The organism is Pedobacter sp. 01N310 (assembly GCF_056399805.1).
The window spans coordinates 177368-192487 of record NZ_JBFTSB010000007.1; the positions used below are offsets into that span (position 1 = coordinate 177368).

General features: G+C 37.9%; 18 protein-coding genes. 4 read left to right on the forward strand and 14 right to left on the reverse strand.

All coding sequences use genetic code 11. The annotated features are described in order from the left end of the window. Positions 1-7: 7 nt before the first annotated feature. From AC1DNH_RS16285 to carA, 4 genes are all read right to left on the reverse strand, one after another. Positions 8-1084 (reverse strand): ABC transporter permease, encoded by a 1077-nt coding sequence (locus AC1DNH_RS16285; RefSeq protein ID WP_477583333.1) that lies wholly within the window; start codon positions 1082-1084, stop codon positions 8-10. A gap of 173 nt (positions 1085-1257) precedes the next feature. Continuing rightward, complete coding sequence (locus AC1DNH_RS16290; protein ID WP_477607823.1) at positions 1258-2022, reverse strand: ABC transporter ATP-binding protein; 765 nt, start codon at positions 2020-2022, stop codon at positions 1258-1260. A 96-nt stretch (positions 2023-2118) separates the two neighbouring features. Beyond that, positions 2119-2979 (reverse strand): hypothetical protein, encoded by an 861-nt coding sequence (locus AC1DNH_RS16295; protein WP_477625520.1) that lies wholly within the window; start codon positions 2977-2979, stop codon positions 2119-2121. 75 nt (positions 2980-3054) lie between these two features. Further along, positions 3055-4167 (reverse strand): glutamine-hydrolyzing carbamoyl-phosphate synthase small subunit, encoded by a 1113-nt coding sequence (gene carA, locus AC1DNH_RS16300; protein WP_477607821.1) that lies wholly within the window; start codon positions 4165-4167, stop codon positions 3055-3057. A gap of 35 nt (positions 4168-4202) precedes the next feature. Here carA and AC1DNH_RS16305 point away from each other — a divergent pair, with 35 nt between their 5' ends. The 4 genes from AC1DNH_RS16305 (at position 4203) to AC1DNH_RS16320 (ending at position 6678) form a co-directional block, all read left to right on the forward strand. Then, complete coding sequence (locus AC1DNH_RS16305; RefSeq protein WP_477583325.1) at positions 4203-4397, forward strand: hypothetical protein; 195 nt, start codon at positions 4203-4205, stop codon at positions 4395-4397. Between the two features lie 92 nt (positions 4398-4489). Beyond that, positions 4490-5305, forward strand: coding sequence for a 3-methyl-2-oxobutanoate hydroxymethyltransferase (gene panB, locus AC1DNH_RS16310; protein WP_057932746.1), 816 nt, complete (start codon positions 4490-4492; stop codon positions 5303-5305). 143 nt (positions 5306-5448) lie between these two features. After that, positions 5449-6135 (forward strand): RluA family pseudouridine synthase, encoded by a 687-nt coding sequence (locus tag AC1DNH_RS16315; RefSeq protein ID WP_108198402.1) that lies wholly within the window; start codon positions 5449-5451, stop codon positions 6133-6135. A gap of 114 nt (positions 6136-6249) precedes the next feature. Next, positions 6250-6678: a hypothetical protein gene (locus AC1DNH_RS16320; RefSeq protein ID WP_477583321.1), complete on the forward strand. Its 429-nt coding sequence runs from the start codon at positions 6250-6252 to the stop codon at positions 6676-6678. 107 nt (positions 6679-6785) lie between these two features. On the opposite strand, the gene AC1DNH_RS16325 is transcribed toward AC1DNH_RS16320, so the two are convergent. The 10 genes from AC1DNH_RS16325 to bcp form a co-directional block, all read right to left on the reverse strand. Next, a complete protein-coding gene (locus AC1DNH_RS16325) occupies positions 6786-7259 on the reverse strand; it encodes a hypothetical protein (RefSeq protein ID WP_477607817.1) in 474 nt (157 codons plus the stop codon). Between the two features lie 144 nt (positions 7260-7403). Further along, complete coding sequence (locus AC1DNH_RS16330) at positions 7404-8714, reverse strand: sensor histidine kinase (protein WP_477607815.1); 1311 nt, start codon at positions 8712-8714, stop codon at positions 7404-7406. Positions 8715-8791: 77 nt separating this feature from the next. Then, positions 8792-9469, reverse strand: a complete 678-nt coding sequence (locus AC1DNH_RS16335; RefSeq protein WP_215131276.1) for a response regulator transcription factor — start codon at positions 9467-9469, stop codon at positions 8792-8794. Between the two features lie 34 nt (positions 9470-9503). Beyond that, the gene (locus AC1DNH_RS16340; RefSeq protein ID WP_477607811.1) at positions 9504-10703 is read right to left on the reverse strand and encodes an aspartate aminotransferase family protein; all 1200 of its coding nucleotides are present in this window, start codon (positions 10701-10703) and stop codon (positions 9504-9506) included. A 70-nt stretch (positions 10704-10773) separates the two neighbouring features. After that, positions 10774-11214 (reverse strand): hypothetical protein, encoded by a 441-nt coding sequence (locus AC1DNH_RS16345; RefSeq protein ID WP_477585859.1) that lies wholly within the window; start codon positions 11212-11214, stop codon positions 10774-10776. Between the two features lie 88 nt (positions 11215-11302). Beyond that, the gene (locus tag AC1DNH_RS16350; protein WP_477585857.1) at positions 11303-11959 is read right to left on the reverse strand and encodes a hypothetical protein; all 657 of its coding nucleotides are present in this window, start codon (positions 11957-11959) and stop codon (positions 11303-11305) included. Between the two features lie 33 nt (positions 11960-11992). Then, the gene (locus AC1DNH_RS16355) at positions 11993-12553 is read right to left on the reverse strand and encodes an RNA polymerase sigma factor (protein WP_025145705.1); all 561 of its coding nucleotides are present in this window, start codon (positions 12551-12553) and stop codon (positions 11993-11995) included. A 92-nt stretch (positions 12554-12645) separates the two neighbouring features. Next, positions 12646-13602 carry a transketolase family protein gene (locus AC1DNH_RS16360; protein ID WP_029274068.1) on the reverse strand — a complete coding sequence of 319 codons (957 nt, stop codon included), beginning with the start codon at positions 13600-13602 and terminating at the stop codon, positions 12646-12648. 88 nt (positions 13603-13690) lie between these two features. Further along, a complete protein-coding gene (locus tag AC1DNH_RS16365; protein ID WP_057932756.1) occupies positions 13691-14536 on the reverse strand; it encodes a transketolase in 846 nt (281 codons plus the stop codon). Positions 14537-14593: 57 nt separating this feature from the next. Next, a complete protein-coding gene (bcp, locus tag AC1DNH_RS16370) occupies positions 14594-15058 on the reverse strand; it encodes a thioredoxin-dependent thiol peroxidase (protein ID WP_029274070.1) in 465 nt (154 codons plus the stop codon). Between the last annotated feature and the right edge of the window lie 62 nt (positions 15059-15120).

Sequence of the window (15120 nt, forward strand, 5' to 3'; positions counted from 1 at the left end):
TTTTCAGTTATTCCCATTTGAATACTTTTACCGCAACAGCGTAAATACCAATGCCCCAAAGCAATAGGATCATGATCTGGAATTTAACGTCCCATAAGCCCAAGCCCTCAAAAGCCACTTTGCGCATGGCATCGTTTAAATAGGTAAGGGGTAATGCTCTACTAATGGGCTGTAACCAGCTAGGAAAAGCCTCGATAGAAAAGAATGTCCCTGATAGTAAAAACTGTGGTAAAGTAACGATGTTCGAGATGGGTGGTACCATACTTTCGTTTTTAGCAATGCCTGAAATGATAAAACCAAAGCCCATAAAAACAATCACACCAAGCGTAGCCAGTATGAGCATATTGACGACGGTGAGCGCACCATGGACGAGTGTAAAGCCAAAAAAGAAATGACCTATCAAAATGATAAACAACGCACCAATTAAGGCAAAACCAATGCGGGCAATACCTTCGCCGATTACAATGCTTGAACGCCTTACTGGTGTTGCAAAAAAGCGTTTAATAACCAGGGTTTGGCGCAGACTTAAAAAAACGAATGCAGTTCCGAAAACACCCGTGCTTAATAGCGAGAAACCTAACTGCCCAGGAAGTATAAAATCGATGGTTTTATATTCGCGGCCAGTAATGGTGCTTTCTTTTATCTCTGCTACTGTCGGTTTTAATGTTTTATCGTAAAAAATATTGTTTAAAACCGATTTTAAAATCCCGCCTTTATCTCTTGATGCGGAGGTGTAAACTACGTTGACCGAATAAGCAGCTGAATTGACTTTTCTGTGAACATCAATCATGGCATCAACATTGCCTTTTTCTAACAGTTTATCAAACTCAGCTTTCGATTTATCTTTAACCAGGCGGATCATTCCTGTTTTTTCCAACATGCCCATTACCGGGTTGTTTACATCAGAGCCCGGTGCTACGCCCACATCGATGCGTGTTCCTCCGCCACCTAAAAATCCGAAGACTAAAATAAATATCAAAGGAAAAGCAAGCGTAAATACCACTGCCGATGGGCTCCGCATAATTGACCGGAAACTCGCTTTGGCAAGGGCAAGGGTTGCTGTAAGGTTATTGTATTTTTTCATTTACTATTTGATTAATAGTTGTACTGTTTTTATGTTCTTAAACCCGATTGTAGTGTAAATCCTTTTTGTTTTAGATGTTTTATTACCTATTGATGGATTTACAAAAAGATTGTAACGGAAAGCGGGCGTAACGTTAATTGTAATGCTGTCCTTGCTTTTCAAAAGAAAATTAATTATTCTCTCCATTCCTGGCCGGTAAGATTGATGAAAACATCTTCCAGATTGGCCTTTTTAACCTCTTTTTTGCGCTCAAAACCACTGCTCACTAATTTATCTATTAAATTATCAGGAGTATCCAGCGCGATAATCTGTCCGCGTTCTACAAAAGCAACGCGATCGCAAAGTTGTTCAGCCTCGTCCATATAGTGGGTGGTGATTACAACGGTGGTGCCTGCATTTCGGATTTCGATAATCAGATCCCAGAGATTTCTTCGGGCCTGTGGGTCTAAGCCTGTAGTGGGCTCATCCAAAAAAATAATTTTGGGTTGGTTGATTAATGTAGTTGCTATAGAGAAGCGCTGTTTCTGGCCGCCAGAAAGTGCTTTGTATTTGGCTTTGGCCTTATCCTGAAGGTTTACTTTCTCCAGCATTTCCATCGGTTTGATGCTGGCACCATATAAACCAGCAAAAAGTTCGATCAGTTCGATGAGATTCAGATTTGGATAATAACCAGCTGCTTGTAGCTGTACGCCAATAATCTGTTTAATATCCTGCGGCTGTTTGTCGACAGAAAAACCATCAACGATAATTTCTCCGGAGGTTTTATCCCTTAGGGTTTCAATAATTTCGAGGGTAGTGGTTTTTCCGGCACCATTAGGGCCAAGCAGACCAAAAATCTCATGCTCGTAAACTTCAAAGCTAAGCCCTTGAACGGCCACGAAATCATCGTATTTTTTTACCAGGTTTTTAACGCTGATAATGGCTTTTTTTGTTTCCATGTTGCGAATGTAAGCAGCTTTAAATGAATAGAGAATGAATTTGTAGATGGATAACCGAAAATGTCGGTAAAATGATGTTTGTAGTAGGTAAAAACATTAATTGGTGCTCTTTTTGGTTAAAATGATCACATCGCGATCTATCGAGTCTATTTTATAAGTGTTTTTAGCCTTGTTAAAAGCTTCGCCGAAAACAATTTGATCTTTTAGAAAACTAAACTTTCCTTTTGTATTTATACTGTCGGCAGGAATAACATACGATTCTCTATAAGTGCGATCGTATTCCATTCTGTGTTTCCAGGGGTTTTGGTATTCGCGTACCTTTTTTCCCGTAAAGGTTCCATTGGTTTTAAGCGATACCAAGTAGGTAGTTTTTAGATCATATGATTCAATACTCCACGTGGTATCGGGCTTTTTTGTCGCGTTAAATTTATAGATTAACCCATATTGTATTTTCTCTACAAATTCCCTGTTATTGGTTACTGAATTTTGAAGCCTGAAATTGGCATTTGTGCCATAGAGGGTGTCTAAGCTTTTATTTGCGACAAATTTCCAGTCCGCATAAATATAATCTTTAGCGTTAAGTACTTCATTTATTCTTTTTAAGTAAATCGTGTCGATGCTAGCAGCTGCACCCTTTCCCTGTCCGCCACCAAAAGGGTTATGTCCTTCTATGTTGTAACTCAAAAATCCTTCTTTTTTTATAATTTCAGAAAAGTGAAGGGGAGGGGCTTCCATCATGARGATTTCGGATATGAAAAATTTACTATAACGGAGTTCTTTTAAATAAAACTTACCATTTGCATCTGTAATGGTTTCGCCCACCTTACAGCCAACAACAGGGTTGTTCTGATAATCCAATATAGTGCCTGTAATTGCCGGTCTTGATAATCTGGAAATACAGGAGCTGAAGAAACATAATAAAACAGCAATACACGCAATAAAAAGGTTTTTCAACATGTTCTAATTTAAATAAAAAAACACTGCCAATAGGATTGAGCAGTGTTTTAATGCTTTAATAAAAAGACTTGTAGTTTACCAGGATAATTCGCCCTTCATTACATCAACAAAATCGTCGAATAAGTAACGCGAATCGTGTGGACCTGGTGAAGACTCTGGGTGATACTGAACCGAAAATGCTTTTTTACCTTTAACACGGATACCCTCGATTGATTTATCGTTTAAGTTAACGTGGGTAATCTCTACTTTATCAGAGTTTCTAACCTCATCAGGAATTACACCAAAACCGTGGTTTTGTGAGGTAACTTCGCAGTGGTTTTTGATAATGTTTTTTACCGGATGGTTTAATCCACGGTGACCGTTAAACATTTTCATGGTGCCAATACCATTAGCTTCGGCCAATAACTGGTGACCTAAACAGATCCCGAACATTGGTTTATTTACCGCTAGAATATCTTTGATTGTTTCTACGGCGTAAGGCATCACTGATGGATCGCCAGGGCCGTTAGAAATGAAATAACCATCAGGGCTGAATTTTTCCATTTCGGCAAAAGTAGTTTTCGCCGGGAAAACCTGAACGTAGATATCGCGGTTTTCGAAACTGCGCAAAATATTTTTCTTGATACCTAAATCTAAAGCCGCCACTTTTAAGCTCGCTTCAGGGTTGCCATAAAAATAAGGCTCGGTTGTACTTACTTTAGATGAAAGCTCTAGACCTTCCATTGAAGGTACTTCGGCTAATTTTTGTTTTAATTCTTCTAAATCCGTAATCTCAGAAGAAATAATCGCATTCATTGCGCCTTTATCTCTAATGTGGCGAACCAACGCACGTGTGTCAATATCAGAAATGGCAACCAAGTTGTCGTTCTGAAAATAATCCTGAATCGATTCTGTTGCTTCTTTACGGCTATAAACGATGTTGTAATTTTTGCAGACTAAACCAGCAATTTTAATCGAACCTGATTCGATTTCATCTTTGTGGATACCGTAATTACCAATATGCGCATTGGTGGTAACCATTATCTGGCCAAAATAACTTGGATCAGTAAAAATTTCCTGGTAACCTGTCATCCCGGTATTAAAACAAATTTCGCCAGTAGTGGTGCCAATTTTTCCGGCCGCTTTGCCGTAAAAAACTGTGCCATCGGCCAGTAATAAAATCGCAGGTAACTTGGTGTAGTTAGTCATGGTAATTACAATATGGATTTTGATTTAAAAAAGAGTTGAAAAAAGAATGGCTTTCGGCATTAAAGCCGTTTTTGCTGGGTGCAAAAAAAGATGAATATATCCCTTCCATTTCGGGGTACAAAGATAGAGTTTTAGATTGGAAATGTAAAGAGAAAAGTGAAATAAGGCTGGAGCTAAAAGCAGAAAGACTAAAGCTGAAAGCAGTGAGACACGATTTAAATAAAAAATGATTTTGGCCTGAAATAGCTTTGGTCTTTTACCTTTAGTCTTTTCAGCTTAATTAAAGAAAAAACAATACTTTTGGCAACACAAAACAAATCCCATGTCGGTACATAAAGAAATCAAACGCATCACCACGCACACTTTACAGGAAATGAAGCAACGTGGTGAAAAAATATCTATGTTAACGGCCTACGATTACTCGATGGCTACCATTTTAGATGATGCAGGATTAGACGTTTTACTTGTAGGTGATTCTGCTTCTAATGTAATGGCTGGTCACGAAACAACTTTGCCTATTACGCTAGATCAGATGATTTACCATGCTGCCTCGGTAATCAGGGCAGTTAAACGTGCTTTTGTTGTTGTCGATTTACCTTTTGGCTCTTATCAGGGAAATTCAAAGGAAGCTTTGAACTCAGCGATAAGGATTATGAAAGAATCGGGCGCCCACGGTGTTAAATTGGAAGGCGGCGAAGAAATTATCGAATCGGTTCAACGTATTATCACAGCAGGAATACCTGTAATGGGGCATTTGGGTTTAACACCTCAGTCGATTTATAAATTCGGAACATATACAGTCCGCGCTAAGGAAGAAGAAGAAGCAAATAAGTTAAAAACAGATGTTTTGGCTTTACAGGCTGCGGGCTGTTTTGCTATCGTATTAGAAAAAATTCCTGCTGCTTTAGGTAAAGAAGTTACAGAAAGCTTGAATATTCCAACTATTGGTATTGGTGCCGGACAAGACTGCGACGGCCAGGTTTTGGTGGTAAATGATATGATTGGCTTAACAAAAGGGTTTAAACCACGTTTTTTACGTCAGTATATTAATTTATACGATGAAATTTTAGGCGCAGCACAATCGTACATTCGTGATGTAAAAGCAAACGATTTCCCGAACGAGAAAGAACAGTATTAAGTTTGGGTTGGGCGTTTTGAGTTTGGAGTTTTTTCAAGCGCAGATAAACCATCCAACTTTAAACAAATTAACCAATTGACTTTTGCAATAGACGATTTGCCTTGTTAAGTGAACTAATGACGAATGAACCAATAAACTAACCGATGCCAATTACCGATAACGACATCCTTTTTGAAGACAACCATTTAATCGCCATTAATAAAAGAGCAGGTGATATTGTGCAGGTTGATGAAACCGGCGATGAGCCTTTGGATGAACAGGTGAAAAAGTATATCGCTAAAAAGTACAATAAACCCAATGGTGCTTTTTTGGGTGTAGTACACCGATTAGATCGGCCGGTGAGCGGCGTAATCTTATTTGCTAAAACGAGTAAGGCTTTGGAACGGATGAATGCCGTTTTTAAAAATAGAGAAGTAAAGAAAACCTATTGGGCAGTGGTGAAGAACAAGCCGGAGAAAGAGTCGGCTACTTTGATCCATTGGCTGGTTAAAAACCCGCAGAAAAATGTCGTTTCCTATTATAATACAGAGGTTACTGGTAGTCAGCGTGCGGAGCTTTCTTACAAAGTAAAGGCGAAGGTTGGCGATTATTACCTCTTAGAAGTAGATCCCTTAACCGGACGTTCGCACCAGATCAGGGTTCAGCTCTCATCAATGGGGTGCCCGATTATGGGTGATAATAAATATGGCTATCCCCGCGGAAGCAGAAAAGGGAGCATTTGCCTACATGCCCGCCGTTTACAATTTATACACCCGGTTAAAAAAGAACCCGTAAATATATTTGCCAAGCTGCCTGTTGATGGTTTTTGGGAACGCTTTGAAGACTTATAGCACAACAATATTTAATATAATTAAAATATCCGGTCACAATATTTAAGTATTTGATCGGATTTTTTATGATTTGGCATCATATTTCGTCTGTTCAGGACTAAAACCAAATTAATCATGAAAAACACCATCTTATCTATCGCTGCAGCAGGCTTATTGGCTTCTACATTAGTTTCGTGTGATAGCACTAAAAAAACGGAAACAACCAAAGACTCTAGTGAAATTTCCGCTAATGGAGACACCATTACCAAAATAACGACAAAAACAACTGAAACAGTTAAAACCGATGTTCCAACTTTCTCAAGTGAAGAGGTAAACAAAGGGCTTGCTGAATATGCTAAACTTAAAGACGAATATGTTGCAGCTGTGAAAAGTAAAAATGCTGCAGAAATTAAAGCGTTAAGCGATAAATACACGGCTTGGGCAAATCAGGCAACGGGCTGGGCAAGCAAGCTAAAGCCAGATGAAATACAAAAATACTCTGATTATATGCTTAAATTAAGCGAAGAATGGACGAAAGCAGCAAAGGAAGCAGTAACTAAGTAAAGCTCAGATTATAGAAAATCGTCATTCTCGCGTATGCGGGAATCTTAAAGCACTTTTGTTAGGCATTAAGATTCCCAATCAAGTTGAGAATGACGGTTCTTCGGAATTTATTTACAATCAATTTTGTCAAAAGTCATTAATCCATCAAACTTTAGTTTGCTTAGGTCTTTGAACTTGGTTTTTCCTTTTACTTCCTCTACATCGCCAAATCCCTCTGCTAGCTGATCACCCTTTTTCAAAAAAGCCACTTCCCTAATAGATGTTTTGCCTTCAGACTGAAAAGTATAGTTAGCAATTATGGTATCGCCTTTAACAATTCCGGCTATTATACCTGCATTTTTATCTTTTTCGTATAAATTATAACCTAATGTACCTGTTACCTTATTATCCGCTGTTTTTAACGATAGGGTGGCAGTATCCCGGTTTTTAATGTACTGGAAGCACCGAATAGAATCGGGGCTTGCCGTTGCATTGGTTACTATGGTGGAATCTATTTTAGCCTGTGTTTTTTTTGCCGTGCCACCCTGGCAAGATGCCAGCAATAAAGCGGCTGCTCCTAGTATTGGGAAGATGTTTTTCATTAGGATATATTCTTTTCTTATCGGATTGATTTTTTATTATTAAGCAAAGCCCCTGCCAAAAAGATTCTTAAACCTGTGCCGATCTTACATCGGAATTAAGTTTATCCTAAATATATGAGCTATGTTATAAGCTTAACTGGGAAGTTATTTTAAAAAAAACAACGAAATGTTGGTTCCTTTGTGTTCTTCAGATTTTATATCGACCTCTATTTTATGGAATCGGGCAATACTTTGCACAATGGCTAGCCCCAGGCCAAAGCCGTTTTCTTCGGTATTTCCCCTTTTAAATCGATCGAAAGCATTTTCTACGAGTGCTGCGCTCATGCCAGATCCGGTATCGCTGATGGTGAGGATATATTTTTCGGCTTCGGTTTTATCTGTTATGGCAATGGTCCCCCCCTCAATATTATACTTTATTGCATTATTGATAATATTGATTAAAAGGGTATGTATCAGTGCTTTATTTCCGGTAAAATGAAAGTCCTTCGAAAGGTGAGCATTATAACTGATATTTTTATCTGCTATTCGATCTTCCAGATCTTCATATATATCATCGATTTCCTGTTTGAGGCTAATTTCTTCGGTTTTTAGATACTGATTGTTTTCTACCTTCGAAATGAGCAATAAGCTGTTGATAATTACCTTTAAGCGGTTTAAGGTTTTTAAAGAGGCGTAGATTTTATTTTCATGCTCTACAGGAATATCTCGAGTATTGAGCATATTTTCGAAGCGCGTACTTAAAATTGAAATAGGGGTAAGCAGCTCATGCGAAACGTTAGCTATAAACTGCTTTTCTAAAGCAAAAAGCGTATTTATTTTACGCATTAAAGAGTTTATGCTATTGTCAAGGATTTTAAAATCGTTGGTGGTAGTTGGTATATTCTGATAATTGTAATGGGAAGGATCATCAACTAGATTGATCTTTTTGTCGATAATGAGGTAAAAAGGCTTTAATAAAAAGTTTGAGAAGGTAAAATCTGCTACCAAAGTAATAAGTAAGGCGGCAACCAGCACAATCAGCATGTAAAAACGGATCGAATTTTTAATGGATTGGAGCGCCGTCATTGTTTCTCCAATCTCCAGATTATACCAGTTTGTATGATACGAAAATTTATAATTGAGGATTCTATATACTTCAATATCGCCTTCAATTTCCCTCTTTTCTGTAAATACTTTTGCTGTGGAGTCTTTCTGGTTATCGGGGATATCTGTTAAAACGATAAATTCTTCCTTTAAAATATTGTAATCGGTAAAAGATTGTTCCTTATTTAAAAGGCTATCGATCTCATTATCGTTTAAGTTTTTAATGATTTTGTTTTTCTTTTTGATTAAACGGTTGTCAAATTGGTTGTAAGCAAGTTTATCCAACGAAAATAGAATGATAGCCCCCAATACCAGAATAATGGCAATTTTGGTTACTGCATTGTATAAGGAAAACTTAACCTGTAACTTCATTTTATTTAATGGTTCATTGGTTCAATTGCCATTGGTTCATTGGTAGATCGACGCTTAACTTCTGACTTCCCGACTCTCTAGCAATTAATCCTATAGCCAATACTCCTTACGGTTTCAAACCAATCTGTTACACTCACTGCTGCAAGTTTTTTTCGCAGGTTTTTAACATGAACATCAACAAAGTTGGAATCAGAATTAACTTCTAAAATATCACCCCAAACGTGTTCAGTTAAACTCATTCTAGATACCACACGGTTTTTGTTCAACACTAAATAGTTAAATATTTCGAATTCCTTTTTGGTAAGGTTTAGTCTTTCATCACCAAATGAAACAGTCCTGTTCTGGATATTGAGCAAAAAATTATGAATGTTTACCTCATTTTTCTCCAACTTATGTTTTCTACGGGTAATGGCATGCATGCGCGCTAAAAGTTCATTTAGCGAAAATGGTTTTGGTAAATAATCGTCTGCGCCTTCATCAAGCCCCTTAATCCGGTCATCTACAGCACTACGGGCGGTTAAGATAATTACAGCATCATCACGATCTTTCATGGCCTTTAACTGTTTTAAAATTTCAAAACCATCACCATCTGGCAAACCTAAATCGAGTAAAATGAAATCATAATTGTTTACAAATATTTTTTCTTCCGCAGAAGATTTTTTCCAGGCATGCTCTACAATAAATCCTTCTTTGCTCAAGAATTCATCCATTTCAAGCGCCAGGCTTTTTTCATCTTCAACTATGAGTACGTTCATTTTAATTTAGTTAATGTTCTTTAGTCTTTCAGCTTTATGCTTTAGTCTCTAAAACTAAGTTAATATTTTTTAAGATGATCGCACAAGCTTCTTCAATTTCTTCTTTGGTAATAATTAAAGGAGGAGCAATGCGCATAGAATTGCTGCAATGTAAAAACCAGTCTGATAACACACCATCTAAAATGCAGGCATCAATGATTTTTTTATTGATCTCGAAATTTTCAAATTCAACCGCCAACATTAAACCTTTTCCCCTAATTTCTTTAATGGCAGGATGTTGAAGGAGCAGTTTAAACAATTGTCCTTTTTCTTCTACTTCTTCAACAATATGATCATCAACCAAGGTACGTAAGGTAGCCAACCCAGCAGCACAACAAACCGGATGACCACCAAAAGTAGTCATGTGACCCAAAATTGGGGTATGTGATAATACCGACATAATCTCTAGTGAACTTATAAAAGCCCCAATTGGCATTCCACCACCGATTCCCTTCGCCAGGAGCAGCACATCGGGCACAACATTATAATGCTCGAAAGCAAACATCTTGCCGCTGCGGCCGAAACCAGATTGTATTTCGTCGAAGATTAACAAAGTTCCGGTTTCTGTGCATTTTGTCCGCAAAGCCTGCATATAGCTTAAATCGGCTACCCGGATTCCGGCTTCACCCTGAATGGGTTCGATAAAAACAGCAGCAAATTCTGAAGTGATTTTATTAAGATCTGCTATATTATTATGCTCGATAAAACTTACATGTGGCAAGAATGGGCCGTAGCCGGAGGAATAGAAATCGCTTTCCATTAAACTTTCGGCACCTTGTGTACTCCCGTGGTAAGCATTTTTGCAAGCAATAAAACCTTTACGGCCAGTATAACGTTTAGCTAGTTTCATGGCGCCTTCTACAGCCTCGGTTCCTGAGTTTAAAAAGTAGGTGCAGCTTAAGCTTTCAGGTAAAATATCGGCAAGGGCTTTGGCAAAATTTACCTGAGGCGTTTGTACATATTCGCCATAAACCATTAGGTGCATGTAGGTTTCCGCTTGCTCCTGAATGGCTTTCACCACCACAGGATGGCAATGGCCAACATTACTTACGCCGATACCGGCAATAAGATCGATGTGTTTTTTGTTTTGGGCATCGTAAATGTAGATTCCTTTTGCCCTTACAAATTCGAGCATAAGCGGCGCTGGAGAGGTTTGTGCATTGTGTTGTAAAAACAACTGACGTTGGGTAAGCATGGCACAAAAGTACGGAAATGAAAGAGTGCTTTAAAACAAAAAAGACCTACATTGCTGTAAGTCTTTTTATTTATTGCCTCTGGCCGCCTTTAAATCTATTGAGTAACTCGCGTTTAAAACCTTCCTGCGCCCGGTAAAACTTTCCAACAATTTTTATCGGCAATACAGCTTTAAGTTTGTTGTAGTATTTTTTATCGAGATTGAGGTCTTTTTGCTTGAAGTCGAATTCGCTGGTAATTAAACTTTGCACCTGTGCATCGGTTAGATTATCTATTTCAGTTGTTTTTCTGAAAGAGATCATTTTCTGCATGCGTTCTTTGCGCAAAGCGTTTTGCTCTGCCTGCATATCGTTATAAATCGGCCAGAAAATTTTAGCCTCTTCTGGTGATAGGTCCAGTTTTTGAGTGAAAAAAGCTATTTTAAGTGATTCTATTTCCTCTCCCTTTGGTTTTTGTGCCAACAGGGTTGTGGGTAATAAAAACATTAAAGCAACAAAAAGTAAATTCTTCATTTTCATCAATTTGTTATTGTTTTCAATAGTGATGAAGCTATCATGATTTGGTATGTATTTTATTCGGTAAATCATGATGGTTCCTTAATTAATTATTTAGTTCCTGAGATAAATCACTTGATGAGAAATTACTCAAGATGTAGTTTTCCATTTCTGTATCTGACGCAGAAGTAGTTTTTATATTAGATGATGTAGTATTTTGCGCTTCTAAATGATCGATGATCGTACTTTCGTCAATATCATATAATAGCTGTTCGTTTATTGCTTCTGCAGATTGTGTTTGCTGAACAGCAGTAGTTGAGCCGTTCTGGTAAAAATAAACACCAAACGAAGCCATTAATAAGAAACAGGCCGCGCTTGCGTATTTAACAATGTTGCGCCTCCATAAAGGAATAATTTTGGTCTCTTTTTTAGGTTCCGATGCCGCAATTCTATCAGCAATTCTACTCTGCAGGCTGTCGAAATAATTTTCAGGTACTGCAAAGGCCTGTTCTGCTTTAGGCAATTCGGACAGCGCAATTTGGGTTTGTATGCGTTCCGTTAAATCTTCAAAATAATTCTGCGGAACTTCAAAATTATTGTTACTTGTTTTCTGTTTCAACCCATCCAAAAAGGCAGCAGAAAAAATAGCCTCATCACAATTTTCGAAATATCCATCAGGAACGGAGAAAGGATTGCGTTTCCCCATTGCCGCAAGTGCAGGGGCTTCCTTCATCCAGTCGTTATTTTCTATATTTTCGTTCATCACAGATATATGATACAATTAAAGTGAAAAGGTTTAATAGTCTATTTCATCATTTGTAATAAAAGCTTCAATTTTTTTTGCAGCGATGTGAAATGATGCTTTTAAAGCCCCTACAGAGGTACCTAACACTTCCGAAATCTCTTCATATTTCATATCGTCGAAATATTTCATGTTGAAGATAATCCGTTGTTTTTCAGGCAGGGTAAGGATTGCTTTTTGCAGTTTAAGCTCAAGTTTATCGCCGTTAAAATAAGATGAGGCAACTAAGTTATCGGCAAGCTCGGATGATACTTCATCTAAAGGTGTATTGTTCCGCTGTTTTTGCTTGTTTAAGAAAGTGATGGATTCGTTGGTGGCAATACGGTAAATCCAGGTATAAAGCTGAGAATCGCTCCTAAATTTATCAAGGTTTTTCCAGACTTTAACAAATACTTCTTGTAAAAGATCGTCACAATCATCGTGGTTTAAAACCAGCCTGCGGATGTGCCAGTATATTTTTTGCTGATATTTTTTCAGCAACAGGTTAAAGGCTTCATTACGCGTACGCTCAACAGCGAACATTGCAAGAATTTCTGAATCTTCAACTTGTTTCATTTATGATAATTATAAAACCACAAAGACACTAAGTACACAAAGGTTTGGTTATGCTTAGTGTTCTTGGTGTCTTTGTGGTTAAATTTTAAATTTTATTTTTTTCTGCCAATTACTTTTTGAACAGCTTCAACAATGTTTACAGCATCTAAGCCATATTTAGACATTAATTGATCTGGTGTTCCGCTTTCGCCAAAAGTATCATTAGTGGCTACAAACTCTTGTGGTGTTGGCAATTCGGTAGTTAACAAACGTGCTACACTTTCACCTAAGCCACCAAATTTATTATGCTCTTCGCAGGTAACCACACAACCAGTTTTTTTAACTGACTTTAAGATGGCTTCGTCATCTAAAGGTTTAATGGTGTGGATATTGATAATTTCAGCATCGATACCCAATTCAGCTAATTTTTCACCAGCTTCGATTGCTTTCCAAACCATATGGCCTGTAGCAATAATGGTAACATCTGTTCCTTCGTTAACCATCCATGCTTTACCGATCTCAAATTTTTGATCTGGATCTGTAAACACAGGGATTACCGGACGGCCAAAACGTAAATAAACCGGGCCTTCGTATTCTGCAATGGCCATAGTTGCTGCTTTAGTCTGGTTGTAATCGCAAGGATTGATAACTACCATTCCTGGCAACATTTTCATTAAACCTATATCTTCTAAAATTTGGTGTGTTGCACCATCTTCGCCTAAGGTTAAACCTGCGTGAGATGCACAGATTTTAACGTTTTTGTTCGAGTAAGCTACTGATTGGCGGATCTGGTCGTAAACGCGGCCTGTAGAAAAGTTGGCAAAAGTACCTGTAAAAGGAATTTTACCACCAATAGTCATGCCTGCTGCAATACCGATCATGTTTGCTTCTGCAATACCAACCTGTGTAAAACGCTCAGGAAAATCTTTAATAAAAGCATCCATTTTAAGTGATCCAACTAAATCGGCACATAAGGCAACCACATTTTCGTTTTTCTTTCCAGCCTCATGTAAACCAGCTCCAAAACCCGAACGTGTATCTTTTTTTTCTGTATATGTATATTTTTTCATTGTTTTTTAGCTATGAGATGTGAGGTTTTAGACGTGAGATCAGGCGACAATTCGTCTCAAATCTCATATCTATTGTCTCAAATCTAGTTTAATAGTCCCCTAAAGTTTCTGGTAATTGCGCTAACGCTGCTGCCAACTGCTCATCATTAGGTGCTGTACCGTGCCATTTATGTGTGCCCATCATATAATCTACACCAGCACCCATTTGAGTACTCATTAAATTTAGAATTGGTTTACCTTTTCCGGTTAGTGTTTTAGCATAATGTAAGCCTTCAACGATTGCTTGCATATCGTTACCATCGGTATTGATTACATGCCAGCCAAAAGCTTCGAATTTAGCTTGTAAATCATCTAAGGCAAGAACTTTACTTGTAGGACCATCAATTTGCTGTCCGTTATAATCAACAGATGCAATTAAATGATCTACTTTATTAAAAGGGGCGAACATTGCTGCTTCCCAGTTTTGTCCTTCCTGTAATTCTCCATCACCCAATAAGGCGAAGATGAGAGATTTATCACCGTTTAATTTTTTGGCTAAAGCTGCTCCAATAGCAACTGATAAGCCCTGACCTAAAGATCCTGAAGCAATACGGATACCTGGTAAATGCTCATGGGTAGTGGGGTGGCCTTGTAATCTAGAATCCAGTTTACGGAAAGTTGCCAGTTCACTTTTATCGAAATAACCAGCATGAGCTAGTGTACTGTACCATACCGGAGAAATGTGTCCGTTCGAAAGGAAGAACAAATCTTCGCCAGCACCTTCCATTGTGAAGTCTGTTTTGTGGTTCAATACTTCAAAATATAAAGCTGTGAAAAAATCTGTACAACCAAGCGAAGCGCCTGGGTGACCTGATTGACATCCGTGAACCATTCTTACGATATCTCTTCTAATTTGAGAGGCAATATCTTCTAGCTCTTTAATTGTATGTTTCATTAAAATAAGAGGTTGTTGTTACATAGCAAAGGTAATATTTTACCCGCTATATCATAATTAGTTATTAATTAAATCGAGTACTTGTTGCGTTGAGTTTTTTGTGTCAACTTTCTTGATGATATGGGTAATTTTTCCATCGCCATCTATAATGAAAGTGGTACGTACTGTACCCATGTATTTTTTGCCGTACATATTTTTTTCTGCCCAAACACCATAGTCGTTTACAATTTTCTGGTCGGTATCTGCAAGCAGGGTAAATGGTAAATTATGCTTGGTAACAAACTTTTGGTGCGATTTTTCATCATCAACGCTAACACCTAAAACCACAATGCCTTTTGCTTGTAAGCCCTGATAATTATCCCTGAAATCGCAAGCTTCGGCAGTACAGCCTGGTGTATCATCTTTGGGGTAAAAATACAGAACAACCGTTTTGCCTTGATAATCGCTTAAAGAAACTTCAATGCCGTTTTGATCTTTTGATGTAATTGCCGGTGCCTGATCACCTTCTTTTAACGCTGCCATATTTATAATGATTGAATTTAGAATGTTATATTGATTGAATGCTTAAGATTACACGCAATTTA

Excerpts from the sequence above, each read along its gene's own strand:
- AC1DNH_RS16285 (WP_477583333.1), bottom strand. The coding sequence starts at position 1,084 with ATGAAAAAATACAATAACCTTACAGCAACCCTTGCCCTTGCCAAAGCG.
- AC1DNH_RS16290 (WP_477607823.1), bottom strand. The coding sequence starts at position 2,022 with ATGGAAACAAAAAAAGCCATTATCAGCGTTAAAAACCTGGTAAAAAAA.
- carA (WP_477607821.1), bottom strand. The coding sequence starts at position 4,167 with ATGACTAACTACACCAAGTTACCTGCGATTTTATTACTGGCCGATGGC.
- panB (WP_057932746.1), top strand. The coding sequence starts at position 4,490 with ATGTCGGTACATAAAGAAATCAAACGCATCACCACGCACACTTTACAG.
- AC1DNH_RS16315 (WP_108198402.1), top strand. The coding sequence starts at position 5,449 with ATGCCAATTACCGATAACGACATCCTTTTTGAAGACAACCATTTAATC.
- AC1DNH_RS16320 (WP_477583321.1), top strand. The coding sequence starts at position 6,250 with ATGAAAAACACCATCTTATCTATCGCTGCAGCAGGCTTATTGGCTTCT.
- AC1DNH_RS16325 (WP_477607817.1), bottom strand. The coding sequence starts at position 7,259 with ATGAAAAACATCTTCCCAATACTAGGAGCAGCCGCTTTATTGCTGGCA.
- AC1DNH_RS16330 (WP_477607815.1), bottom strand. The coding sequence starts at position 8,714 with ATGAAGTTACAGGTTAAGTTTTCCTTATACAATGCAGTAACCAAAATT.
- AC1DNH_RS16335 (WP_215131276.1), bottom strand. The coding sequence starts at position 9,469 with ATGAACGTACTCATAGTTGAAGATGAAAAAAGCCTGGCGCTTGAAATG.
- AC1DNH_RS16340 (WP_477607811.1), bottom strand. The coding sequence starts at position 10,703 with ATGCTTACCCAACGTCAGTTGTTTTTACAACACAATGCACAAACCTCT.
- AC1DNH_RS16345 (WP_477585859.1), bottom strand. The coding sequence starts at position 11,214 with ATGAAGAATTTACTTTTTGTTGCTTTAATGTTTTTATTACCCACAACC.
- AC1DNH_RS16350 (WP_477585857.1), bottom strand. The coding sequence starts at position 11,959 with ATGAACGAAAATATAGAAAATAACGACTGGATGAAGGAAGCCCCTGCA.
- AC1DNH_RS16355 (WP_025145705.1), bottom strand. The coding sequence starts at position 12,553 with ATGAAACAAGTTGAAGATTCAGAAATTCTTGCAATGTTCGCTGTTGAG.
- AC1DNH_RS16360 (WP_029274068.1), bottom strand. The coding sequence starts at position 13,602 with ATGAAAAAATATACATATACAGAAAAAAAAGATACACGTTCGGGTTTT.
- AC1DNH_RS16365 (WP_057932756.1), bottom strand. The coding sequence starts at position 14,536 with ATGAAACATACAATTAAAGAGCTAGAAGATATTGCCTCTCAAATTAGA.
- bcp (WP_029274070.1), bottom strand. The coding sequence starts at position 15,058 with ATGGCAGCGTTAAAAGAAGGTGATCAGGCACCGGCAATTACATCAAAA.